We start from the raw sequence: 22,670 nt of genomic DNA on the forward strand, positions 1-22,670 counted from the left end.
CCCAGATCGCCCGAAGCCGGGCTGTTTCACGTGAAACAGTGTCGCGCTTGCGGTTGAAGGCGTCCCATCGGGCGTCGTCTACCAAGCCCAGTTCCCGGCCCTTTTCGGTCAGGCGGATGTCGGCGTTGTCTTCACGAAGCATCAGTCGGAACTCGGCCCGGCTGGTGAACATGCGGTAAGGCTCGGTTACGCCCTTGGTGATCAAGTCGTCGACCAGCACGCCGAGGTAGGCCTCGTTTCGGGCCGGCAGCCAGACATCCTTGCCCTGGCATTGCAGCGCGGCATTGACGCCGGCGAACAAGCCTTGGGCCGCTGCCTCTTCATAACCAGTCGTGCCATTGATCTGTCCGGCGAAGAACAGGCCGCCAATCGCACGGGTTTCAAAACTCGATTTCAGCGCCCGCGGGTCAAAGTAGTCGTACTCGATGGCATAGCCCGGCCGCAGAATATGGGCGTTTTCCATACCGGCCATCGAGCGCACCAGGTCGTACTGAATGTCAAAAGGCAGGCTGGTCGAGATGCCGTTGGGATAAATCTCGTGGGTGGTCAGGCCCTCGGGCTCCAGGAAAATCTGGTGGCTTTCCTTGTCGGCAAAGCGGTTGATCTTGTCTTCCACACTCGGGCAGTAGCGCGGCCCGACGCCGTCGATCTTGCCGGTGAACATGGGGCTGCGGTCAAAACCGGAGCGAATGATGTCGTGGGTGCGCTCGTTGGTATGGGTGATCCAGCACGACATCTGCTTCGGGTGCGCAATACCGCCGCCCATAAAGCTGAACACCGGCACCGGCCCTTCGATGCCGCCGGGCATGCCGTCGCCGGGCTGCTCGGTGCATTTGCTGAAGTCAATGCTGCGGCCATCGATGCGCGGCGGCGTGCCGGTTTTGAGCCGGCCCTGAGGCAGCTTGAGTTCTTTCAGCCGTGCCGAGAGCGACACTGCCGGCGGGTCGCCCGCCCTGCCCGCCGCATAGTTGTTGAGCCCGACATGGATCTTGCCGTCCAGGAAAGTCCCGGCCGTCAGCACCACGGTGCGCGAACGGAACTTGATGCCGACCTGGGTGACGGCGCCCACCACTCGGTCACCCTCCACCATCAGGTCATCGACCGCCTGCTGGAACAGCCAGAGATTGGGCTGATTTTCGAGCTTGCGGCGGATGGCCGCCTTGTACAAAATCCGGTCGGCCTGCGCCCGGGTGGCGCGCACGGCTGGGCCCTTGGAGCTGTTGAGGATGCGGAACTGGATGCCGCCTTCGTCGGTGGCCAAGGCCATCGCGCCGCCCAGGGCGTCCACTTCTTTGACGAGGTGGCCCTTGCCGATGCCACCGATCGAGGGGTTGCAGCTCATTTGGCCCAGCGTCTCGATGTTGTGCGAGAGCAGCAAAGTCTTGCAGCCCATACGCGCCGAAGCCAGCGCGGCCTCGGTGCCGGCATGGCCGCCACCGACCACGATGACGTCAAATTCTTGCGGGTAAATCATGCTCATGCGGCCACCGTTTCCATTCCAGAGGCATCCGCGCCCCCATTGATCAATTCAGTCTGAAGGCCCAGGCCGCGCGCCACTTGCGCCTGGCGCCGGTCCGCTGTCACAAACAGGTCCACCCGCGCCACCAGTGCGCTGCCCACATGCAGGGCGTCCATGCCGCGCAAGGGGCCATGCTCCATCGCGGCAAAAGCGAATCGCTCGACATGGCTGTCCAGCGGCACGCGAATCATGTCGGCTACGTCGCTCTGCGCTGCGGCCCAGGCGCGGTCAAATTCAGCTGACGGCAGGCTGCCCTCACGGCGGCGGCGCAACAGGGCCGAGCCCACTTCGGTTTGGCAATGCGCTGCAACCAGCAACTCACTGGCCATCTGGAACAGCGCCAACACACGCTCCCGCCCAGGCTCGGACGCATAACGCTTGGTCAGGGCCGAGGCGTCAAACATCAGGCGCATATCGCCATCGCGGACGACGGCTCGGCTGGCGGCGGCGCCCGCCGGGTAGCCGCGCGCGGACACGGGTTTGGCGGCCTTGCTCACCATGGCGCTTCATCCCGTTCGTCGAGCACCGCCTGCGACAGGGACACGCCCGGCGGCAGTTGGACCGGCTCGAAGGGTTGCTTCCAGCTCGGCAGCTTGGTTTGTCCTCCGGCTTTCAAAGGAACCAGCTCGGCGACCGGCTTGCCATGGCGCAGGATGCGCACCGTCTCGCCGCTCTCGACCAGGTCAATCATGGCGGACGCGTTGGCCCGAAATTCACTCAAGGGAATGGTGTGCATTTTGTACAAAACAGATAATTTTGTACATTTTAACCCATTTCCTCACCCACCACACCCATGGCTGAATACCCTGCCCGCCTGTGGTGAAATCAGCCCATGACCACCCCCCAAAAGCTCCTTATTTTCGCCGGCAGCATTCGCCAAAACTCTTTCAACCGCAAACTCGCCCAAGTCACGGCAACCCTGGCGCGCGCTAGCGGCGCCGAAGTCACCCACATCGAGCTGGGCGACTTCGACATCCCCATGTACAACGCCGACCTGGAAGCCAAGGGCACGCCGGCCGACGTGATGAAGCTCAAGCAGTTGATGTACGACCACCCGGCGTGGATCATCTGCTCGCCCGAGTACAACGGCAGCTACACCGCCCTGCTCAAAAACACCATCGACTGGGTGTCCAGCCCCGTCAAAAGCGACGCGGCCTGGCACGAAGGCTTCAAGTCCTTCACCGGCAAGGTCGTGGGCGTGCTCAGCGCCTCACCCGGCGCACTGGGCGGCCTGCGGTCGCAAAGCCACCTGGTGCCGCTGTTGCTCAACGCGCAATGCTGGGTCGCGCCCAAGGCGTTTGCCCTGGGCCGCGCCGGCAGCGCTTTTCACACAGACGGCAGCCTGCTGGACGAAGCGCACCTGAAGAATGTGCAAGCCGTGATTGATCAGGTGCTGTTTGCCAGCGGCCGGCTGGCGAGCTGACTTGAAACGTTAAAGCCCTGAGGCCAAGGCACGGGCACGTTCCATCGCGCCGGCCTTGGTCACCGCCAGTTCCTCGGGCGGCACCAGCGTCGGCGCGGCGCTGATCTCCGCCGTCACCTCAATATCCAGAAAACGCAACCAGCGCCGCATATACGGTTTCTGAAAATCCGAATCATCTTCATCAGGCTGCAGCGGATACGCGCCTGCGCTTGAATACACGAGCGTCGCGCTTTTGCCTGGCAGCAGCGCCTCGTAACCCGTCTGCCGCGACCAGCTCCAGTTCTGGCCCGGTAGCGTCACCACATCGATGAAATGCTTGAGCCGGTATGGAATGCCGAAATTCCACATCGGTAGGCTGAAAAGATAACGGTCGGCCGCATTGAAGCGCTGCGACACCGCCACCGCGCGCGCCCACAACGCCTGTTGCGGTGCGGTCGCATTCTGCGCACGCAGCTCGGCGAATTTCGCGGCGATCATATCGGCGTCGAAGGGCGGCAGGTCTATGTCCCAGACATTGATCGTGTCCACGGTGTCGTCGGGGTGCGCCTGGCGATACGCCTCCAACCAGGCCGTGGCGACGGTGACGGAAGTCGATGCGGCCTGCATGGGCGAGGCTTCTATATAGAGCAGATGGGTCATGGGTTTCTCCGTTGGATGCGGGTTGTTAAACAGAGCCGTCCAGCAGTCGCAAACCCACCATGCCGGCCACCACCAGCGCCACGCAGGTCAGGCGCAGCGGCGAGGCGCTCTCGCCCATCCAGAGAATGCCGATCAGGGTGACACCGACTGAGCCTATGCCCGTCCAGATCGCGTAGGCCGTGCCTACGGGCAAGGTCTTGACGGCGTGCGTCAAAAAGAAAATGCTGGCGCCGGCAGCCGCCACGCCCAGCACGCTGGGCCACAGGCGTGTCCAGCCTTCAGAAGATTTGAGGAACAAGGCCATTGCGATTTCGACAATGCTTGCAGCGAGTAAATAGAGCCAGGCCATTGGAGGTCTTTCTTTTGGGGGAATAAAGTTAAAGGGTTAAAGATTGAAGAGCTGCCAGCTTAGGTTTACGATTACCTATAGACAAGTACGCACCTTCTGGTAACCATGACAATTCCTTCCGACTCCCCCACCGACGGCTCAACTGTGTTTAGCCACGCCTGCCCGTCGCGCCAGGCGCTGGAGCTGGTCGCCAGCAAATGGGCTTTGTTGGTCATCCCGGCGCTGGCCGACGGCCCGGTTCGCAACAACGAGCTGATGCGCAAGATCGAAGGCATTTCGCAAAAAATGCTGACGCAGACACTCAAGGAGCTGGTGCGCAACGGCCTGGTGCTGCGCGCCGACCACCAGACCGTGCCGCCGCATGTGGAATACCGGCTCAGCACACTGGGTGAATCATTGAGCGAAACCTTGATCCCGCTGGACAACTGGGCAGAACGCCATCACCAGAGCCTCAAAGCCGCACGCGAACAGTTTGACGCGTCCTTCAACTAGGGCCTGCGCGCAGGGTTAGCCTCATTAGCGGAATCACGTAGCCAGGCTGCGCGTTTACGGTCCTATATTTGGGCCCACGACAACGACACGGAGACATCAGATGAAACACCTCAACACGCGTCGCGGCGCATTGCAATTGGGCCTCAAGGCCGGTAGCGCAGCGGCCGCCATATCCGCCTTTCCCGGCCTTCTGCTCGGCAGCGCGCACGCGCAAAGCACCTGGCCCAACAAACCAATTCGCCTGCTGGTGCCTTTCGCGCCCGGCGGCAGCTCTGAAATCGTCGCGCGCTCAGCCGCCAACGAACTCAGCAAAAGCCTGGGCCAGACGGTGTTCGTCGAAAACAAACCCGGCGCCAGCGGCAACATTGCCATGCAGGAATGTGCGGCCTCCACTGACGGTCACACCATCATCCTGGGCCACATCGGCACCATGGCGGTGAACCCCTTCATCTTCGACAAGCTGCCCTTCGACACCAACAAGGACTTCAAGCCCATTTCGCTGCTGGCCAAGGTGCCCAGCCTGTATGTGGTTAATTCCAGCGTGCCCGCCAACAACCTCAAAGAGTTCATCGCGCTGGCCAAGGCCAAGCCCGGCCAGCTCAATTACGGCTCGGCCGGAAACGGCAGCGCCGGCCACCTGGCATTTGAGTACCTGAAAATGGCCACCGGCATTTTTGTACTGCACGTGCCTTACCGCGGCACCGGCCCACAGCTCACCGACCTGCTGGCCGGCCGGCTCGACGCCGCCAGCGTGGGCGCGCCCGCCATCCTGGCGCACATCAAGTCGGGCAAGCTGCGCTGCATTGCCACCGGCACCAAGGAGCGCCTGCCCCAGCTGCCCGATGTGCCCACGGTGGCAGAAAGCGGTTACCCCGGTTTTGAGATGACGCAGTGGTACGGCCTCAATGCACCGTCCAACATGCCGCAAGCCAACATCGACCGCATCGCAGAAGCCTGCAGCAAGGCCATGCGCAACCCGCAAGCCACCGAACGCCTGCGCGGCGACACCGCCCAACCGGTGGGCGACACGCCCGCCCAGTACGGCGCGTTTATCAAGGCCGAGCAGGCACGCTGGAAAGAAGTGGCCGCGCGGGCAAAAATCAAACCCGACTGATCGCCGCCACCCGTTTTTTACATCAAATAGGGCTGCAGCCCAATAACAACGTGCGCAAGCAGCTATCTATTTCATAGCAACCTTCTGTTCATGAACTGCCGCCCCGGCTGCGGTGCCTGTTGCACCGCGCCTTCCATCAGCTCCGCCATTCCCGGCATGCCGCACGGCAAGCCGGCGGGGGTGCGCTGTGTGCAACTGGACCCACAACAGCGCTGCCTGATTTTTGGCCAGCCCGCCAGGCCTGCCGTGTGCGGTCAGCTCATGCCCTCTGCCGACATGTGCGGCGCCAGTGCGGAGGCGGCCATGGTGTGGCTGACAAAGCTGGAAAACGCCACGCGGCCCGGCATGTAGGCCGGTCCTCCGCACTACGGCGAGACGTTGCCAAGCGCCTCCAGCCGACCGGGTGAAACGATTTCAATGCAGCGGTAGCCCAGCACGATGGCGCCGCGCTGCACCATGACCTTCAGCTCCACCGACAGGGTCTGCCGGCTGATGCCCAGCATCATGGCGAGCGCTTCTTGCGACACCCGCACCATCGGCCGCGCCTTCAGTGCCATCGTGGCGTCGCCGCGCGCCAGCAGCAGCAAGCGGCGCGCCACACGCGCACGCGTGGAGCGCAACGCCGCGTCTTCCACCATGCCGTAGAGCGAACGCACGCGCGCCGCCAGCAGCCCCGCAATCGCCCGCGCAAACGGCGCGCCTTGCATCAGCACAGCAAAAGCCGCCTGCGGCACCACCAGCACCTCCACCGCCGACAAGGCCGTGGCATCGTGCGTGCGCGGCTCGCCGTCCATCAGGGAAATCTCGCCGATCCAGTTGCCCGCCTCCAGCACCACGAGGATGGCCTCGCGGCCGTCTTCACGCAGCGACGAGATTTTCAGCAGGCCATCCAGCAAGCCGTAGAACCCGCCGGGCGCATCGCCCTGGCGAAACAACATCTCGCCGGGCCGCAGCCGCAGCAACTCGCCAGACGCCAACAGCGCCTGCTGATCCCCCAACGGCAGCGCGTCGAACCACGGATTGGCCGACATGCGGGCCAAGAGGGAAGCCGCGGAGATTGGAGGACGCGGCGAAAGTGTCCCGGGAACGATACGCATATGGCCAATTGTCAAATTTTTGACAGTTCGCCGTCAAGCACGGACGTATCGTGCATCTGAGAGTTCACCAAAACCTGCATAAAAACCATCACCCGGAGACAAACCCCATGCATATCCCCTCCCTTAAGGAAGTCGTCAGCGCCGAAGAATGGCAACTGCGCTGCGACCTCGCCGCCTGCTACCGTCTGGTGGCGTTCTACGGCTGGAGCGACCTCGTCTTCACCCACATCAGCGCCAAGCTGCCCGAATCGGTCTCAGGCGCCGGTGCGCACCACTTCCTCATCAACCCCTACGGCCTGATGTTCGACGAGATCACGGCGTCCAGCCTGGTGAAGGTCGACGACAAGTGCAACAAGGTCATCGACTCGCCCTTCCCCGTGAACCCGGCCGGCTTTGTGATCCACAGCGCCGTGCATGAAGCGCGCGCCGACGCCGGCTGCGTCCTGCACACCCACACACGCGCCGGCGTGGCGGTCAGCGCGCAGAAGTGCGGCGTGCTGCCCATCAGCCAGCAGTCCACGTTTGTACTGGCCTCGCTGGCGTACCACGAGTACGAAGGCGTCGCTTTTCGCGACGACGAAAAGCCGCGCCTGCAAGCCGACCTGGGCAACGCCAACTTTTTGATGTTGCGCAACCACGGCTTGCTGGTCGTGGGCAAGACGATTGCCGACGCTTTTCTCAGCATGTACACCTTTGAGAACACCTGCCGCATCCAGCTGGACGCGCAATCAGGCAGCGAGCTCACGCAGGTCAACCCGCTGATCGTCAAGGGTGTGGCCGAAGCCATGCGCGTGCAGACCGGCGGCATGGGCGGGGCGTTTGTCTGGCCGTCGCTGATCCGCAAACTCGACAAACTCGACGAAAGCTACAAGTCATGAGCGGCTCACCCGTTGTTGCGCAACTGTTGATCATCGCGCTCGCGCTGGTGATGCTGGGCCTGGGCCTGACACTCAAGGTCGAGGACTTCACCCGCCTGCTCAAATACCCCAAGGCCGTGTTGGTGGCGTTGGTGCTGCAGGTCATCGTGCTGCCGGTTGCCTGCTACGCCATCATCGTGCTGCTCAATGTGCCGCCGCTCTTCGCGGTGGGGCTGGTGCTGCTGGCGGCCTCACCCGGCGGGATCTCGGCCAACCTGTTCAGCCACCTCTTCGGCGGCAACGTGGCCATGAACATCTCGCTCACGGCCATCAACACCTTTGCCAAAACCGGTCAGGTCGTGCCGCTGCAATTCGGCAAGGTGGTGGAGGTGATCGTCATCGTGCTGGTGCCGGTGGCCGTCGGCATGTGGCTGCGCACCGTGAAGCCCGGCTGGGCCGCACGCAGCGAGAACCCCACCAAGATTTTCAGCATCGTCGTGCTGGTGGTGGTGGCGGTGGGCGCGGTTGTTAAAGAGTGGCAGGCGCTCAGCGGCGGCTTTGCGGCCATCGGCCCTGCAGTGCTGGCCTTTAACCTGGTGAGCCTGCTGGCAGGGTATTACGTCGCGCGCGCCACCGGGCTGGACAAACCCATCTCCACCGCCATCAGCTACGAGATCGGCATCCACAACGCTACCCTCGCGATTTTCATCGCACTGGCCGTGTTGAACAACTTCCAGCTGGCTTTGCCCGCCGCGATTTATTCGTTCAGCATGTATGTCACGGCCACGCTGTTCGGGCTGCTCGTGCTCAAGCGCCAAAGCGCAGCCCCGGCGCCGGCGCAGGCTTAAGCGGTCACCACGGTCAGGGCCGGCGGCTTGCTGTCGTCCGGCGGTGTGGGCGTCACATCGCCTTCATCGACCGTCAGCTCTTTGCGCGTCATCTGCACATCGCCAAAGATGGTGGCAAAGGCCACGTCCTTGGCATCGCGCCCGGTGCCCACGCGCACCAGCCGGTCAATCGGCGCCATGTGGGTCGGGTCAAAAATCACCCAGCGATCATCCAGCCAGGCTTCGAACACGGCGTGAAAATCCTGCGGTGGCTCCTCGAAATGCACATAGCCCACCACCAGACGCGCCGGAATGTTCAGCGCCCGGCACAGGGTAATGCCCAAGTGCGCGAAATCGCGGCACACGCCCGCACGCTGCACAAACACCTCTTGCGAAGTGGTGGTCGAATTGCTGAAGCCAGGCAGGTAATAAATCGACTCGTGAATCCAGTTTTCGATGGCGCGCACTCGGCCTATGCCGGGCGGCAACTGGCCGAACAGTTGCTGCGCCGCGCGGCTCATCACGTCGGATTCGCAGTAGCGGCTGGGCATCAGGTAGCGCAGCACATCGTCGGGCACGCCCGTCACCGGCGCCTCGTCCAGGTGCAGCGGCACCGGTGCAGGCATCAGCTCAACCTGCGCCCGGTAATTCACGCTGAGCAGACCCTTGGGTGCGTCGAGCCGGATAAAACGGTTGCCACTGCGTTCGTCGCAAAAATTGCGCACCTTCATGCTGGGCGTGATGGTCAGGCGCTCCTCGACCACATGGTGGCCGTCATGGAAAGCCGTCTCAATGTTGAACAGGAAATGCGCCGGGCTGCGCACCTCATACTCCAGCAGGGTTTCAATCAAGGCAGTGTGCATGGCAAAACCGGTGGGGGGCCGTTGAGGTCCGATGAAAAAAGCGTTAAAAATCTTTCGGCACTCACGGCCCTAAAGATGAAAAGATCACAAATGGGAGCGGTGGTCCGGCCCGCCGCGCTGCGGCGCGGCAAACCAGTTCTGGCAAGTGACAAACACAATACGCGCGGCCCGCTCCAGCACGTCCGCGGACGGTTCAGCGCGCCTGCGCGCACGCAGGCGGTTCACCAGCAAAAACTCGGCAAGGCTGGCCTGAAACGTGATTTTCTTTTGGGCGATGGGCGCAGGTGTTTTCGCCGCCACCGGTGCGCGCGGTCCCAACCACGGCTGGAACAGCCGTTGCCGAAAGCGCGACACCAGGGTGGTGGGTGACACCACTGTGACGTCCGTCCTTGCCGGCTTGGCCGACGCGCCCATGCGAGGCATCATTTACTTCATCACCTTTTTGACTGCACCCACACCCAGAGCGGCCAGCACCACAAAAATGACCGCCAGAATCAGGAACAGGCCGAACAGGATTTTGGCAATACCGGCAGCACCCGCTGCCACGCCGCCAAAACCCAATGCGCCAGCAATCAGGGAAATGATCGCAAAAATAATCGCGTACTTGAGCATCATGGCCTCCAGAAAAGTGACCTCTTGCGCCGCTGTGCGGAAGAGGCGTTACGCCTGTCATGGGCATCGACTCCATAAAGTCCACGCAACCCATGACCCATAAAGCCATACTAAAAGTAACAGGTGGTTTTCCGAATCAGCAGCGTCCGCATGGCCTTGTAGGACAAGGCTGGGTAATTTGCTATTATTTTGCTATGATTTTGGTAGCAACAACGCTCGTGTAATCGCGCCAGCCGGCGCAAAGCCGCGCCTATTTCCCGAAGAGGCCGCGCAAGCCTTTGCCCACCTTCTCGCCCACGCTCGCACCTGCCCCGGTGCCCACGCCCGGCATCAACACCGTGCCGATGGCTGCGCCCAGCAAGGCGGAGCGCGACAACGTGACTTCAGGGTTGTCCAGTGTGCCGCCCACCACAAGCGGCACACCGACGGCGCCACCGATGGCGTTGCCAATCTTGCTGTCGCCGGCGAGGGTCACGCTGACGCTCCCGTTCAGCACCTTGGCCGACGAGACAGCCACGTTGCCGGTGGCACTCAATGCGCCCGAGCTGGCCACCAGGTTGGTCAGCTGCGCCGACCGCCCCTGGGTGCTCACCTGGCCCGCCAGGGTATCGAGCCGGGTCTGGCCACCACGGCTCAGTCCCACGGTCTTGACCGCTTTGGCCAGATCAAGGCCATTGACCACCGCATCGCGCACCGTGAAGACGGTGTGGCTCTGCAGTGCATCCACCAGCGCAGCGGTGGTGGCAGCGCGGGCATTGAGTGTGGTGGTGGCATCAAGCAGCCCGGTCAGGGCCTTGGCGGGTGCCGTCAGGGCGGCCACTTCGACGCTGCTGGTTTTCAGTTCCCCCTGCAGCACCAGCTCTTCCGCCGAGCGTGCGGCCGGCAACGCCTTCGCACCGGGTTTGACCGGCGCGGCTGCGGCCGGCACAAAACCGCGCTGCAAACCCACGCGGCCTTCCACCTTGCCGCCGCCCACGTTCACACGCACATCCCACTGCGTGGCACCGTTGGCGTTTGCGGCCGCAGCCTCCACCCGATCCTGGGTCGCCTCCAGGCCCTGAAGGTTGCCCTCTGTCAGCTTGATCGAGACACCCTCCGGCAGGCCGTCCACGCCCAGCCGGGCCTCGCCCTTGACTGTGGTCCGCGCGCCGCTGGCGTTCACCCAGGTCACGTCGTCCAGAACCGTGCGGCGCGGCAACCAGTCGAGCCTGTTCATTTCAGGCGCCACGTTGGGCACCGAAGGCGATGCGCCGGGTTTGACGGGAACCGCCTGCTTTTTCTTTTGCAGCAGCAAAAGCAGCGCATCAATGCCCTGCTGCGGCAGCACTGCGCGGCGCACCAGCAAAGTGGCCACTTCGAGGCGCCCCAGCAGCAACGGGCGCCATTCGGGGCGCACTTCCACACGCTCCAGCGTGAGCGGCGGCTTGCTTTGCACCACGATGCCGCTGAGCGCGACAGCGGGCAAAGGCCAGATGTCCACGGCCACGCGGTCCAGGGTCAGGGGAACGCCCAGCGCGGCCGATGCCTCACGCTGCACACGCTGGCGGAAGTCGTCCGTGCTGACCCAGCGGTGCAAGGTATAGGCCACCACGGCCAGAAGCACCATGAGGCCCAGCGCCAGAAACACCAGCCATTTGAAAATTTTTGCCATGCGGCTATTGTGGCTGTCTGCCGCGGCTGCGCCCATGCATTCAGCAAAAAACTCGCGATGCAGCTAGCATGGGGGGCTGTACAACATTCAGCTCACTTAAAAAGGGACTCCACCATGAAGCTTTATTACTCCCCCGGCGCCTGCTCACTGTCACCGCACATCACGCTGCATGAGTCGGGCCTGAAGTTCGAGCATGTGGCGGCGCCCACCAAAACCCACCAGCTGGACGACGGCACCGACTACTACACCATCAACCCGCTCGGCTATGTGCCCCTGCTGGAACTGGACGACGGCACGCGTATTGCCGAAGGCCCGGCCATCGTGCAGTACATCGCCGACCAGGTGCCCGAGAAAAAACTCGCGCCCGCCAACGGCACGCTCGAGCGCTACAAGCTGCAGTCGTGGCTGACCTTCATCGGCACTGAACTGCACAAGGGTTTCAGCCCGCTGTTCAACGCCGCCACGCCGGCCGAGTACAAGACCATCGTGATCGACAAGCTGTTGTCGCGGCTCAAGTGGGTGGACGGCCAGCTTGCCGGCAAACAGTATTTGATGGGAGATGCCTTCAGCGTGGCTGATCCCTACCTCTTTACTGTTACCAACTGGGCCCCGCGGGTGGGGGTGGACATTACGGGCTTTGCCAATATCGCCAGCTTCCGTGAGCGGGTGGCGGCTCGACCTGCTGTTCAGGCGGCGATGAAACATGAGGGGCTGCTTAAATAAGTTTTAAGTGGCATCTGTCCTGTCCCGTTCGGGCTGAGGTATCGAAGCCTTGGTTGTTCTGGTGGTGCGCTTTGTGCTGAGGGCGGATGGCCGGGGGTTGCCCGGCATGCAACTCACTTTCTTTTGCTTCGCCAAAAGAACGTAAGCAAAGAAAAAGCGACCCTGGTTGCTGCGTCCCTCCGCTTCGCTGCGGGCAACCTGCGGTGCTCGGTTCAAGCGGGGTCTCGCGCAAACTCGCTTTGCTCAAACAAGCGCGATCCCTGATCCGCCTGAACCTCCGCTCCTCGGCGCATCCACAAGGGGCAATCGGAAGCGGGGTCGGGGGCGGGGACAAATACCAAATAGCATGAAACGAGCAACCCGTGTTGGGCAGGCCAATCCAAACAGGGCCAAACTGGCCCTGTTTCTTATTCAGCCCCCTTCAGGACCAACATGCCCACCTTATTCGACTCCAACAAAGCCGGTGACCTCCATCTTGCCAACCGCATCGTGATGGCGCCGCTCACGCGCAACCGTTCACCCAACGCTATTCCGCCCGACATCGCCCAGATCTACTACGGCCAGCGTGCCAGCGCCGGCTTGCTGATCACCGAGGCCACGGCCGTCAGCCATCAGGGCCAAGGCTACTCTGATGTGCCGGGCCTGTACGGCACCGAGCAGCTCGACAGCTGGAAGCAGGTCACTCATGCGGTGCATGAAAAAGGCGGCAAGATCGTCGTGCAGCTCTGGCATGTGGGCCGTGTCTCGCACAACAAACTGCAGCCGGATGGCGGTAAGCCGGTCGCGCCTTCGGCCATCACGGCCAAGACCAAGACGGTGCTGATCGAGGACGGCGTGCCGACCTTCGTCGAGACCTCTGAGCCGCGTGCGCTCACAGCACAGGAACTTCCCGGCATCGTGCACACCTTTGCCGCAGCGGCGCGCAATGCGGTCGAAACAGCCGGCTTTGACGGTGTCGAGATCCACGGCGCCAACGGCTACCTGCTCGACCAGTTCCTCAAGGACGGCAGCAACAAGCGCACCGACGACTACGGCGGCAGCATTGAAAACCGCGCGCGCCTGTTGCTGGAAATCACGCGCGCCGTGACCGATGCCGTGGGCGGCGGCAAGACCGGCATTCGCCTGTCGCCTGTCACCCCCGCCAACGACGCGCACGACGCCGACCCACAGCCCTTGTTTGAGTACGTCGTCAAACACCTGGCCACGCTGAACCTCGCCTACATCCACATCATTGAAGGTGCCACAGGCGGTCCCCGTGAAATTGAAGACCGCCCGTTTGACTACAAGGCGCTGAAGGCCGCCTACCGCAGCGCCGGCGGCAAGGGCGCATGGATGGTCAACAACGGCTACGACCAGTCGCTGGCCGAAAAAGCAGTCGCCGACGGCGCCGACCTGGTGGCCTTCGGCAAGCCCTACATCGCCAACCCGGACCTGGTGGAGAGGCTGCGCGTGAGCGCCCCGCTCAACACGCCCGACAAAACCACCTTCTACGGCGGTCGTGAGAAGGGCTACACCGACTACCCAACGCTATCAAACTAATAGCTGCTTGCGCTCATCCACAAAGGGCTTCAGGGATTTTTGCCTTGTAGGGTGTATTACCTGGAAGCCAGGCGCAGGCCGTGCAGCGCCGCTTCCTGCGGGTCCGCGGCCAGCGTCACGGCGCTGACCACCGCCACGCCGTCCACACCACAGTCCATCACACCGGCGATGCGGTCCAGCGAAATGCCGCCAATGGCCACCACCGGATACGGTGAGGCGCGCAGTGCCCACTCGCGCAGCTGCTCCAGCCCGACGGGGTCGTAAGGCATGACCTTGAGCGTCGTCGGGTAGACAGGGCCGATCGCCAGGTAAGACGGCTGAACCGCATGCGCGCGTGCCAGTTCAGCCGGCGTATGGGTGCTCAGGCCCAGGCGCACGCCACCCTTGCGCAGCGCATCCAGGTTGGCCGTGTCCAGGTCTTCCTGGCCCAGATGAACACCGTAAGCACCAAAGTCCAGCGCCAGCTTCCAGTGGTCGTTGATGAAGACCTGCGCGCCCGGCACCTCGCGCCCGGCTTCAATCGCGGTGCGGACTTCCCACGCAATCTCTTCCGCATCGTGGTCCACCGCCTTGATGCGCAGCTGGACGGTGCGCACGCCCCAGCCCAACAGGCGCTTGACCCAGGCCGCGTCGGGCACCACGGGGTAAAAACCGATCGGGCCGGTCAGCGGGGCAAAAGCGGGTGTGTTCATGGAAAGTCCAGTCAGGGTGCATGCCAGAAGGGAACGCCAACCGTCGGCGTGGAAGCCTGCGCGGCAGCCCGCTCCGGCATGGGTGTCGACTCATACGCCGCGCGGCCCGCGGCCACCCCGTCGGCAAAGGCCCGCGCCATGCGCACCGGGTCGCCGGCCTGCGCTACGGCGGTGTTCAGCAGCACGGCATCAAAACCCAGCTCCATCACTGCCGCGGCATGAGATGGCCGGCCGATACCGGCATCCACCACCAGCACCGCATCGGGCAGCCGGCGGCGCATGGTTTCCAGCGCAAACGGATTGAGCGGACCACGTCCGGTGCCGATGGGCGCGGCCCAGGGCATTACAGCCGCGCAACCCGCATCGCGCAGGCGCTGGGCAATCACCAGATCGTCCGTCGTATAGGCAAACACGGCAAAGCCTTCTTTGGCCAGCACCGTCGCAGCATGCAGGGTGGCGTGTGTGTCGGGCTGCAGCGTGTAGTCGTCGCCTATCACTTCCAGCTTGATCCAGGTGGTGCCGAAGATCTCGCGCGCCATCTGCGCCAGCGTGATGGCCTCTTCAGCACTGTGGCAACCTGCCGTATTGGGCAGGATGTGGCAGCCCAGCGCCTGGATGCGCTGCCAGAAGCTGTTGCCCCCGCCGCTTTCAGGCTGCAGGCGCCGCAGCCCCACGGTCAGCACGTCGCACCCACTGGCACGCACCGCATCGCTCATCACCTGCGGCGACGGGTAGTGCGAAGTGCCCAAGAAAAACCGGCTCGACAGCGTCGTGCCGGCAACAGCCCAGGGCTTGCCGTGAGCAATGGAAGAATTAACTGAGGTCATGCTTGTCGCCCAAAGATGCAAGTGGGCGCCGCGGAACCGGCTTAGCCGGGCCGCCAGCGCCGCCCCCGGCAAGGGGGAAAGGCGCTACACGCAGTGAGCGTCCGATGGGGGTGTACCAAAATTTCCGACGGGGGTGTTCCATCTACCCCCCCGTGATCGGCGTCACAACGTCAACGCGGTCGCCGTCCTGCAGGTGGCGCTCGGGCCACTGTGGGCGCGGCACAAAACCATTGTTGATGGCGCAGGCAAAGGCGCTTTTAAAGTCGTAACCCCGCGCCTGCAACAAAGCCTGCAGCGTCGACGCATCGGTTTCCATGCGTTCGCCGTTCAAAGAGATTTGCAATGTTGTCGTCATGTCATTCATTCTCCGTACCCAGGAGTTTATGGACAAGCCCGTCCACCAGCGCCGGCGCACACAGATAACCATGGCGGTAGAGGCCATTGATGTGCCAGACACCGGCGCGCAGCATGATGGCCGGCCGGTGGTCGTCCAGCGCCGGCCGCAATGCAGCCGCCAGCCGCAAGACCCTGGCCTCGCCAAAAGCGGGATGCAGGCTGTGTAGCGCGCTGGCAAGCTCCAGTGTAGAGCGCAGCGTCACCGGCCCGCTGTCTTCCGATTCCAGTTCAGTCGCGCCGACCACAAAACGGTGGCCAGGCCGCGGCGCCACATACAGCTGGTAGCGCGGGTGCATCAGCCGCACCGGGCGCTGCAGCGTGACGCCTGCGCATTCGACCGTCAGCACTTCGCCGCGCACGCCGCGCAGCTGCGGCCAGCCGTCCCTGGCACCGACACCGCGCGCATCCACCGCGATATCCACGCCATGGGTTTGTCCGGCGCAGACAATACGGCCCTCCTCCACGGCATTGACCGCCTGGCCTTCGAGCCACGTACCGCCCAGCCGGTCTATCTCCACTGCCAGCGCGGCCATCCACTGGTCGTTAGCGAGTTGGCCTTCACCCTCCAGCAGTAAACCACCGCCAAAGCGCCCAGCAAGCGCCGGCTCGGCCCGGCCCAGTGCGGCAGCATCGAGCGTGTGTACTTGCGCACGGGATGCGTCAGGCAGTTTGTGCATCAGCAGGCGAGTGAAATGCTCCAGCGAACTCTGGTCAGGCGCATGGGCAACCACCAGCGTGCCCTCTCGCCGGAAATACACCGGCAAGTCTTGCGCTTCCAGCTCGGCAATCCATTGTGGCCACAGCGCCATGGAGCGCTGGCCCAATGCGAACACGGCTTCGTCCGCCACGGCCAGCTCCGCCAGTGGCGACAGCATGGCCGCCGCCGTCATTGAGGCCGTCGCCACGTCGCCACGCGCCCGCGCATCGAACAGGCTGACACGGCAGCCGGCGCGCAGCAGGCGCCAGGCCAGCGTGCGTCCGGCCAGGCCTGCGCCCGCGATGCCGATGTGGAGTGTGCTCATAAATCGTAGGTACTTAAAGTCAAAACCAACCGTTCGGACTGAGCTTGTCGAAGTCTGCCATCGCAGGGCCGCCCTTCGACAGGCTCAGGGTGAACGGCGGAGCGGTCAAGAATAAATCTCGCTGCCGCCTTCGCGGAACTCTTTGGCTTTTTCTTCAAAGCCGGTCGCGATCTGTTTGATGGGAATCGTCCCCGCGGCCGGCGCCAGCGTGGTCGTGCTCGGATTCAGGCGCGCAAACTCACGCACTTCCTGCGAAATCTTCATCGAGCAGAACTTCGGCCCGCACATCGAACAGAAATGCGCCACCTTGGCGTTCTCTTTCGGCAACGTTTCGTCGTGGTATGCCATCGCCGTGTCGGGGTCGATCGCCAGGCGGAACTGGTCCTCCCAGCGGAACTCGAAGCGCGCCTTGGACACCGCGTTGTCCCACATCTGCGCGCCCGGGTAGCCCTTGGCCAGGTCGCCCGCATGCGCGGCAATCTTGTAGGCGATCAGGCCCTGCTTCACGTCGTCGCGGTTCGGCAGGCCCAGGTGCTCCTTCGGCGTCACGTAGCACAGCATGGCCGTACCGTACCAGCCAATGTTGGCCGCGCCCATGGCTGACGAAATGTGGTCATAGCCCGGCGAGATGTCGGTGATCAGCGGGCCCAGCGTATAGAAGGGCGCCTCGAAGCAGGCCTCGAGCTGCTTGTCGACGTTTTCTTTCACCAGCTGCAGCGGCACATGGCCGGGGCCTTCGATCATCACCTGCACGTCGTGCTTCCAGGCGATCTGCGTGAGCTCGCCCAGCGTGTGCAGCTCGGCAAACTGCGCTTCGTCGTTCGCGTCGGCGATCGAGCCGGGGCGCAGGCCGTCACCCAGCGAGAAGCACACGTCATACGCCTTCATGATTTCGCAGATCTCGTCAAAGCGCTCGTACAAAAAGCTTTCCTTGTGGTGCGAGAGGCACCACTTGGCCATGATGGAGCCGCCGCGCGAGACGATGCCCGTCAGGCGGTTGGCCGTGAGCGGCACATAGGCCAGGCGCACACCGGCGTGGATGGTGAAGTAATCCACGCCCTGCTCGGCCTGCTCGATCAGCGTGTCGCGGAAGATCTCCCAGGTCAGGTCTTCGGCCTTGCCGTTGACTTTTTCAAGCGCCTGGTAAATCGGCACCGTACCGATGGGCACCGGCGAGTTGCGCAAGATCCATTCGCGCGTTTCATGGATGTTCTCGCCGGTCGACAAGTCCATCACGGTGTCTGCGCCCCAGCGGATCGACCAGACCAGCTTGTCGACTTCTTCCTCAATGCTCGAAGTGACCGCCGAGTTGCCGATGTTGGCATTGACCTTGATCAGGAAGTTACGGCCGATGATCATCGGCTCGCTCTCGGGGTGATTGATATTGTTCGGAATGACGGCGCGTCCGCGCGCCACTTCGTCACGCACAAATTCGGCCGTGATCTGCTCCGGAATCGCGGCGTTAAAGGAGTGCCCTTTTTTCGGCATGCGTTCAGTGGCCAGGCGTTCGGCCAGCTGGGCGCGCACCAGGTTTTCACGCACCGCGATGTATTCCATTTCGGGGGTGATGATGCCTTTGCGCGCGTAATGCATTTGCGACACATTGGCGCCCGCCTTGGCGCGGCGCGGCACGGGCGCATGCGCCATGCGCAGCGCGGCCAGGGCCGGGTCGTTCAGGCGTTCACGGCCATAGGCGCTGCTAATGCCGGGCAGGGCTTCGGTGTCCTGGCGCTCGTTGATCCACGCCCCCCGCAGCGGCGGCAGGCCGCGCGTGATGTCGATGGGCGAAGCCGGGTCGGTGTAAATGCCCGAAGCGTCATACAGGCGCAGCGACGGATTGGCCTCGCGGCGGAGCTCACCGGCGCCTTCGTGCACCAGCGTGTCGGTCAGCGTGACTTCGCGGAAAGGCACGCGGATGTCGGGGCGGGAGCCTTCAATATAAATTTTTGCCGAGCCCGGAAAAGGCGCGCGCGTGATGCGACTGGTGAGGTCTTGGGTGTCAACGGTAAGTCGGGTTTTGGCCATGTGGTTCTCCAGAAGGTGGGGTGCCTGCTGGGGAGCCGGGGGTCCATCGGTGGCACCTGATGTGCCGCTGCGGAGTTCCGGAGCCAATTGCGTTGTTCCCTACGCGGGGATAATCCCGATCAGGTTCAGCGGGTCTCGCATACTGCGATCTCAGCCTCGAAAGCCTCCTTACGGAAACATCCTTGGCACCCCGACAAGCTGAGGCCATTGTAGGCACCCCGAACAGCGATGGCAAATGACCAAAGTCAATTAAGCCGCAATAACCCCGCCACCCTCCCTCCCCTTCAAGCGGGGGCCGCGGTCCGGCTCCGCCGGCCGTAAGGCGCCTGTCCCCTGCAAGGGGAAAAGGCACTACACGCAGTGAGTGCCGATAGGGGTGAATCTTTACCTTTCGGCAATGGCCGGGAAACAGACGGCGCTCAAACTTGCCTTCAACCTGAAGCCAAAAGCCGTATGTCACGACGATGGATTTCAGGCATCTCTCCTTGAAAGGAAGTTCCTCATGAAATTCGCATTCAACCGCTCTGCTTCCCTCAACAGCATCGTTCTCGCCGGCTTGCTGGCAACCGTGGGCGCCAGTGCCATGGCACAAGCTCCCGCTGCGCCCGCAACCGCTCCTGCTGCTGCTGCTGCTGCCGGCAAACCTGCAGGTCACCACGGTGACCGCATGGCGCGCCACGATCCCGCCAAGATGCAGGCATGGATCGCCAAGCGCCAGGCCGACATGAAGGCCAAGCTCAAGATCACGCCCGCCCAGGAAGGCGCATGGACCAGCTACACCGCTTCCATGCAGCCGCCCGCACGCGGTGCCCGCCCTACGCCTGAGCAGCGCGCCGAGTTCGACAAGCTGACCACGCCTCAGCGCATCGACAAGATGAAGGAGATGCGCACCCAGCGCATGGCCGAGATGAACGCAGCGATGGACAAGCGCAGCGAGGCCACCAAGACCTTCTATGCAGCGCTCACCCCCGAGCAGCAAAAGACCTTTGATGCCGAGCACAAGAAGCACGGCGGCCGTCATCACGGCGGTCCGCGCGGCCATGGCCCGGCCCCGATTAAAGGCTGAGCTCGTTTGATGGGCCTGTAGCAGGCAAGCCCGCCGCACCCACCAAGGTGCGCGCGGGTTTTTTGTTTGCTCGCAGGCGCCGCTATTGATTTGATAGCTGCTTGCGCTCGTCTGTTATGGGTCAGGGGCCTTTTTCCCGTAAATTTGTGGCCGCCAGACGTCACCCAAAGCCCGCGTAGGACAGCTTCGAAAGCAGCCATTCACGCCATACGGCGCCACTAGACTCGGCAAATGCCCCAAATACGAAAAGGCCAGGCCCCCGCCGCTCTGTTACGCGAAGCTTTCCACGAACGCTTCATGCAATCTTTTGTCGATCCGGCGTTTCGCCGTGAGGACGAGGCCCTGGCCCGGCTCGAAAGTCTGGCATGGGACGCCTACCAGGAAGGCCGCAAGGCACCGCAAACCCGCAAGGCGGGCGATGAGTTTGCCGACCCCACGTACGACCTGTCGGTCGAATGGCTGCAAACCCGCGACCGATTGCGCCAGGCGCAGGCAGCGTGGAAAGACCCGGCCAGCCCATCACGCGTGCTGCTGATTTGCGGATCCTCGCGCAACGACGGCACCTGCCCCGGTGAAATCTCCAAAAGCTGGCGCCTGCTGAACACCGCCAAAAGCACACTGGAAGAAGCCGGTTTGACTCCCGACGTGCTGGACCTCAGCCTGCTCACGTCCAGCTACAAGCTCCATATCCACCCCTGCAAAGGCTGCGTGTCCACAGCCATGCCGCTGTGCCATTGGCCATGCAGCTGCTACCCCAACCATTCGCTCGGGCAAACCGGCGACTGGATGGCCGACATCTATGAACGCTGGGCGGCGGCGCATGCGGTCATCATCCTCACGCCGGTCTACTGGTACCAGTCCCCGAGCCCGCTCAAGCTGATGATCGACCGGCTGGTGTGCGCCGACGGCGGCAACCCTGACCCGACCACCACCCACGGCAAAAAACCCGAAGAAGCCAAGGCACTCGAAATGAAAGGCTGGGACTATCCCAAGCATCTGGCCGGGCGTGCTTATGGCCTTGTCGTGCATGGTGACGTCGCCGGCATTGAGGGCACGCGCCGCGGCCTGTCAGATTGGCTGGACTGGATGGGCCTGATCGACGCCGGCAGCCAGGCCAGGCTCGACCGCTACATCGGCTACTACGAACCCTACGCCACCAGTCACGACACCCTGGATGCCGACCACGCGTTGATGGAAGAAGTGCGGAACGTGGCCAAAGCGGTGGCCCATGCTGTGGGCGAGCTTCGTGCCGGAAAACTTTCGCAGCCCGACAAGGGATTGCCCCGGCCACGGCCCAAATAATTCCAGTCCATCGCAGACGGCAAAAAGCCGGTCACAGGTGAATCCTGCGGCCGGCTTTGCTGCGTTTAAACGCCCAGGATAGCTACCGCCACACCTTACTTCGTGGTGCCGCCAACAGCCGCGTCACCCTGTACATTGCCCTGAACACGGGCACCGCCGCTGACAGCGTTGTCCACCTTGTTGTAGGTGCGCTTGGCGCCGTTTTTCACCGCGGTGCCTGTGCGGCTCACGGCACGCGCTGTGCCCCGCGCCGCGTTATCTACAGCACCCGCAGCACGGCTACCCACCGAGGTCGAGGTATCGCCTTGCGCCGAACCGGAAACCTTGGCACCAGCTCCAACCCTGCTGCTGGAAGAGGAAGATGCGGAGGGCCCACTCGAGTCCGTGCCGCCTGCGGCAGCATTGGCGCGGACACCCGCGTCGATACGCGTGTTCGGGCCTGTGGTGACACCGACGCCTGCGCCCGTGTTAACACCCACTCCAACCCCTTGCGCCAAGGCGCCAGCGGCACCGAACAATGCCGCGACGCTCAAGGTCGCAGCGGGAAGGGAACGCATAAAGTATTTGGACATATCAAACTCCTTCAAAAAAAGGCACGGGCCGCCAGCGTGGTATTACGCGGTACCTCGACCTGAAACTGCCGCAGCGACAGCAAAACCTGTCGGCAGTGCGGCCTCTCAATCAGCGCGTACGTTATTTGGTCGTGCCGCCAGAATCTGTCGGCGCGGCGCCATCCGTAGTGGCCTTGCTCTTGCGCGCAGCGCGTTTTGCGGCCTTGGCTTGCTTCTTGTCAGATTTGGCAGCTTGCTTGTCGGCCTTGGCGGCGTCACGCTGCTCAGGTGTCTTGGCTGTCGCGCCTGTGGACACCGAACCAGAGCTGTCGCTTGGTTTGCCCGTCGGGTTGGTCTGCGCGTGAACGGCAGAACCGAGCATCAGTGCAGCCGTCATGGCCGCGGCCAGAGAAACGGTTTTCAGAGATGATGTTTTTTTAAACATGGGATGACTTCCTTAGGTGAGCTCGTAGGCTGGGTTTAAAAAGAACGCCTGCCACTTCATAAGCTTCATAAGCATGAGGGCCAACGCTGAATTCAATCTAACGGGCCCACCGCTCTGAACTTGCCGGAGAGGCTCCCCGCGCCATGTAGGACACTGCGCCCGCGGCCTGTGGCCGTTAGCACCCTGGCAACTGCACATGAAATCACCGCGTGCTACGCTGGCCCTCCGCAAATAAGTTACTGTCCTACAGTCACGCTCCCGGGCGCGGAATCACAATGGGCGCTACGGCGTGCCTTAGCCTCACTTACCTCATTTTTTGCTGCTGCGCCACTACGACGCACCGATTTCTTCTATGCCGACTTCCACTCCTGAATCCTCTTCGCGCCGCGGACCCGATGCCCTGTCAGTCGCCGTTCCCACGCGAGCGCCCGAAGCCGGCACTTCCATCGACATGGAGGCCGTGGAAGCAGATACACAAACGGCGCTCGCGGCAGTGAGCCCCGAGTCTTCGTTTTCGTTCAAGGTGCTCACGGTCAATATCCACAAGGGCTTTACGTTCTTCAACCGCAAGTTCATCCTGCCCGAGCTGCGCGAAGCCGTGCGCAGCGTGGGCGCCGACGTGGTGTTCCTGCAGGAGGT

At 63.0% G+C, this 22,670-nt stretch carries 27 protein-coding genes, 1 pseudogene and 1 riboswitch; of the genes and pseudogenes, 11 read left to right on the forward strand and 17 right to left on the reverse strand.

The features are described 5' to 3' along the window. From mnmG to ABI546_RS17105, 3 genes are all read right to left on the reverse strand, one after another. Positions 1 to 1,474, reverse strand: a 1,474-nt coding sequence (mnmG, locus tag ABI546_RS17095; protein WP_348048471.1) for a tRNA uridine-5-carboxymethylaminomethyl(34) synthesis enzyme MnmG, incomplete at its 3' end; no start/stop codon positions are given. Positions 1,475 to 1,476: 2 nt separating this feature from the next. Further along, a complete protein-coding gene (locus ABI546_RS17100) occupies positions 1,477 to 2,019 on the reverse strand; it encodes a type II toxin-antitoxin system VapC family toxin (protein WP_348048421.1) in 543 nt (180 codons plus the stop codon). Beyond that, positions 2,013 to 2,255 carry a type II toxin-antitoxin system Phd/YefM family antitoxin gene (locus ABI546_RS17105; protein WP_348048423.1) on the reverse strand — a complete coding sequence of 81 codons (243 nt, stop codon included), beginning with the start codon at positions 2,253 to 2,255 and terminating at the stop codon, positions 2,013 to 2,015. The genes ABI546_RS17100 and ABI546_RS17105 overlap by 7 nt, the downstream gene beginning before the upstream one ends. A 96-nt stretch (positions 2,256 to 2,351) precedes the next feature. On the opposite strand from ABI546_RS17105, the gene ABI546_RS17110 reads away from it, so the two are divergent. Further along, positions 2,352 to 2,942: an NAD(P)H-dependent oxidoreductase gene (locus ABI546_RS17110; RefSeq protein ID WP_348048425.1), complete on the forward strand. Its 591-nt coding sequence runs from the start codon at positions 2,352 to 2,354 to the stop codon at positions 2,940 to 2,942. Between the two features lie 9 nt (positions 2,943 to 2,951). On the opposite strand, the gene ABI546_RS17115 is transcribed toward ABI546_RS17110, so the two are convergent. Then, on the reverse strand, positions 2,952 to 3,581 hold the full coding sequence (locus ABI546_RS17115; RefSeq protein ID WP_348048427.1) for an NAD(P)H-dependent oxidoreductase: 630 nt from the start codon (positions 3,579 to 3,581) through the stop codon (positions 2,952 to 2,954). Positions 3,582 to 3,606: 25 nt separating this feature from the next. Further along, positions 3,607 to 3,930 carry a multidrug efflux SMR transporter gene (locus tag ABI546_RS17120; RefSeq protein WP_348048429.1) on the reverse strand — a complete coding sequence of 108 codons (324 nt, stop codon included), beginning with the start codon at positions 3,928 to 3,930 and terminating at the stop codon, positions 3,607 to 3,609. A gap of 105 nt (positions 3,931 to 4,035) precedes the next feature. On the opposite strand from ABI546_RS17120, the gene ABI546_RS17125 reads away from it, so the two are divergent. The 3 genes from ABI546_RS17125 (at position 4,036) to ABI546_RS17135 (ending at position 5,887) form a co-directional block, all read left to right on the forward strand. Further along, positions 4,036 to 4,422, forward strand: coding sequence for a helix-turn-helix domain-containing protein (locus tag ABI546_RS17125; protein WP_348048431.1), 387 nt, complete (start codon positions 4,036 to 4,038; stop codon positions 4,420 to 4,422). A gap of 100 nt (positions 4,423 to 4,522) precedes the next feature. Next, positions 4,523 to 5,536, forward strand: coding sequence for a tripartite tricarboxylate transporter substrate binding protein (locus tag ABI546_RS17130; RefSeq protein WP_348048433.1), 1,014 nt, complete (start codon positions 4,523 to 4,525; stop codon positions 5,534 to 5,536). A gap of 90 nt (positions 5,537 to 5,626) precedes the next feature. After that, entirely contained in the window at positions 5,627 to 5,887 is a 261-nt protein-coding gene (locus ABI546_RS17135) for a YkgJ family cysteine cluster protein (RefSeq protein ID WP_348048435.1), read from the forward strand. A 14-nt stretch (positions 5,888 to 5,901) separates the two neighbouring features. Here ABI546_RS17135 and ABI546_RS17140 read toward each other — a convergent pair whose 3' ends face one another. Continuing rightward, positions 5,902 to 6,567, reverse strand: coding sequence for a Crp/Fnr family transcriptional regulator (locus tag ABI546_RS17140; protein ID WP_348048437.1), 666 nt, complete (start codon positions 6,565 to 6,567; stop codon positions 5,902 to 5,904). 173 nt (positions 6,568 to 6,740) lie between these two features. On the opposite strand from ABI546_RS17140, the gene ABI546_RS17145 reads away from it, so the two are divergent. Beyond that, positions 6,741 to 7,511: a class II aldolase/adducin family protein gene (locus tag ABI546_RS17145; RefSeq protein ID WP_348048439.1), complete on the forward strand. Its 771-nt coding sequence runs from the start codon at positions 6,741 to 6,743 to the stop codon at positions 7,509 to 7,511. Further along, entirely contained in the window at positions 7,508 to 8,338 is an 831-nt protein-coding gene (locus ABI546_RS17150) for a bile acid:sodium symporter family protein (protein WP_348048441.1), read from the forward strand. Before ABI546_RS17145 ends, ABI546_RS17150 begins: the two co-directional genes overlap by 4 nt. Here the strand turns inward: ABI546_RS17150 and ABI546_RS17155 are convergent. The 4 genes from ABI546_RS17155 to ABI546_RS17170 form a co-directional block, all read right to left on the reverse strand. Next, the gene (locus tag ABI546_RS17155) at positions 8,335 to 9,180 is read right to left on the reverse strand and encodes a transglutaminase family protein (RefSeq protein WP_348048443.1); all 846 of its coding nucleotides are present in this window, start codon (positions 9,178 to 9,180) and stop codon (positions 8,335 to 8,337) included. The two genes, ABI546_RS17150 and ABI546_RS17155, sit on opposite strands and share 4 nt — an antisense overlap. 84 nt (positions 9,181 to 9,264) lie before the next feature. Beyond that, complete coding sequence (locus tag ABI546_RS17160) at positions 9,265 to 9,606, reverse strand: hypothetical protein (protein WP_348048445.1); 342 nt, start codon at positions 9,604 to 9,606, stop codon at positions 9,265 to 9,267. Next, positions 9,607 to 9,792, reverse strand: coding sequence for a DUF1328 family protein (locus tag ABI546_RS17165; protein WP_092129886.1), 186 nt, complete (start codon positions 9,790 to 9,792; stop codon positions 9,607 to 9,609). 250 nt (positions 9,793 to 10,042) lie between these two features. Continuing rightward, positions 10,043 to 11,443 (reverse strand): AsmA family protein, encoded by a 1,401-nt coding sequence (locus tag ABI546_RS17170; RefSeq protein ID WP_348048447.1) that lies wholly within the window; start codon positions 11,441 to 11,443, stop codon positions 10,043 to 10,045. Between the two features lie 114 nt (positions 11,444 to 11,557). Here ABI546_RS17170 and gstA point away from each other — a divergent pair, with 114 nt between their 5' ends. Next, positions 11,558 to 12,166, forward strand: a complete 609-nt coding sequence (gene gstA / locus ABI546_RS17175) for a glutathione transferase GstA (protein ID WP_348048449.1) — start codon at positions 11,558 to 11,560, stop codon at positions 12,164 to 12,166. A gap of 432 nt (positions 12,167 to 12,598) precedes the next feature. Then, a complete protein-coding gene (locus ABI546_RS17180) occupies positions 12,599 to 13,705 on the forward strand; it encodes an alkene reductase (protein ID WP_348048451.1) in 1,107 nt (368 codons plus the stop codon). Between the two features lie 56 nt (positions 13,706 to 13,761). Here ABI546_RS17180 and thiE read toward each other — a convergent pair whose 3' ends face one another. From thiE to thiC, 5 genes are all read right to left on the reverse strand, one after another. Then, positions 13,762 to 14,397, reverse strand: coding sequence for a thiamine phosphate synthase (gene thiE, locus ABI546_RS17185; protein WP_348048453.1), 636 nt, complete (start codon positions 14,395 to 14,397; stop codon positions 13,762 to 13,764). 11 nt (positions 14,398 to 14,408) lie between these two features. Next, complete coding sequence (locus ABI546_RS17190) at positions 14,409 to 15,224, reverse strand: thiazole synthase (RefSeq protein WP_348048455.1); 816 nt, start codon at positions 15,222 to 15,224, stop codon at positions 14,409 to 14,411. 142 nt (positions 15,225 to 15,366) lie between these two features. After that, positions 15,367 to 15,579: a sulfur carrier protein ThiS gene (gene thiS / locus ABI546_RS17195; RefSeq protein ID WP_348048457.1), complete on the reverse strand. Its 213-nt coding sequence runs from the start codon at positions 15,577 to 15,579 to the stop codon at positions 15,367 to 15,369. Position 15,580: 1 nt separating this feature from the next. Then, a complete protein-coding gene (thiO, locus tag ABI546_RS17200; protein WP_348048459.1) occupies positions 15,581 to 16,642 on the reverse strand; it encodes a glycine oxidase ThiO in 1,062 nt (353 codons plus the stop codon). A gap of 105 nt (positions 16,643 to 16,747) precedes the next feature. Further along, positions 16,748 to 18,667: a phosphomethylpyrimidine synthase ThiC gene (gene thiC / locus ABI546_RS17205; RefSeq protein ID WP_348048461.1), complete on the reverse strand. Its 1,920-nt coding sequence runs from the start codon at positions 18,665 to 18,667 to the stop codon at positions 16,748 to 16,750. A gap of 79 nt (positions 18,668 to 18,746) precedes the next feature. Then, positions 18,747 to 18,870: riboswitch (TPP riboswitch) on the reverse strand. Positions 18,871 to 19,169: 299 nt separating this feature from the next. Here thiC and ABI546_RS17210 point away from each other — a divergent pair. Next, a complete protein-coding gene (locus ABI546_RS17210; RefSeq protein WP_348048463.1) occupies positions 19,170 to 19,733 on the forward strand; it encodes a Spy/CpxP family protein refolding chaperone in 564 nt (187 codons plus the stop codon). A gap of 231 nt (positions 19,734 to 19,964) precedes the next feature. Further along, positions 19,965 to 21,035 (forward strand): flavodoxin family protein, encoded by a 1,071-nt coding sequence (locus ABI546_RS17215; protein WP_348048465.1) that lies wholly within the window; start codon positions 19,965 to 19,967, stop codon positions 21,033 to 21,035. Between the two features lie 95 nt (positions 21,036 to 21,130). Here ABI546_RS17215 and ABI546_RS17220 read toward each other — a convergent pair whose 3' ends face one another. Both ABI546_RS17220 and ABI546_RS17225 read right to left on the reverse strand, forming a co-directional pair. Continuing rightward, positions 21,131 to 21,607: a hypothetical protein gene (locus ABI546_RS17220; RefSeq protein WP_348048467.1), complete on the reverse strand. Its 477-nt coding sequence runs from the start codon at positions 21,605 to 21,607 to the stop codon at positions 21,131 to 21,133. A gap of 121 nt (positions 21,608 to 21,728) precedes the next feature. Then, on the reverse strand, positions 21,729 to 22,031 hold the full coding sequence (locus ABI546_RS17225; RefSeq protein WP_348048469.1) for a hypothetical protein: 303 nt from the start codon (positions 22,029 to 22,031) through the stop codon (positions 21,729 to 21,731). A 352-nt stretch (positions 22,032 to 22,383) separates the two neighbouring features. On the opposite strand from ABI546_RS17225, the pseudogene ABI546_RS17230 reads away from it, so the two are divergent. Next, positions 22,384 to 22,670: pseudogene (locus tag ABI546_RS17230) on the forward strand (EEP domain-containing protein); the annotation flags it as partial.

The organism is Polaromonas sp., assembly GCF_039932935.1.
Classification (GTDB): Bacteria; Pseudomonadota; Gammaproteobacteria; order Burkholderiales; family Burkholderiaceae_C; genus Polaromonas.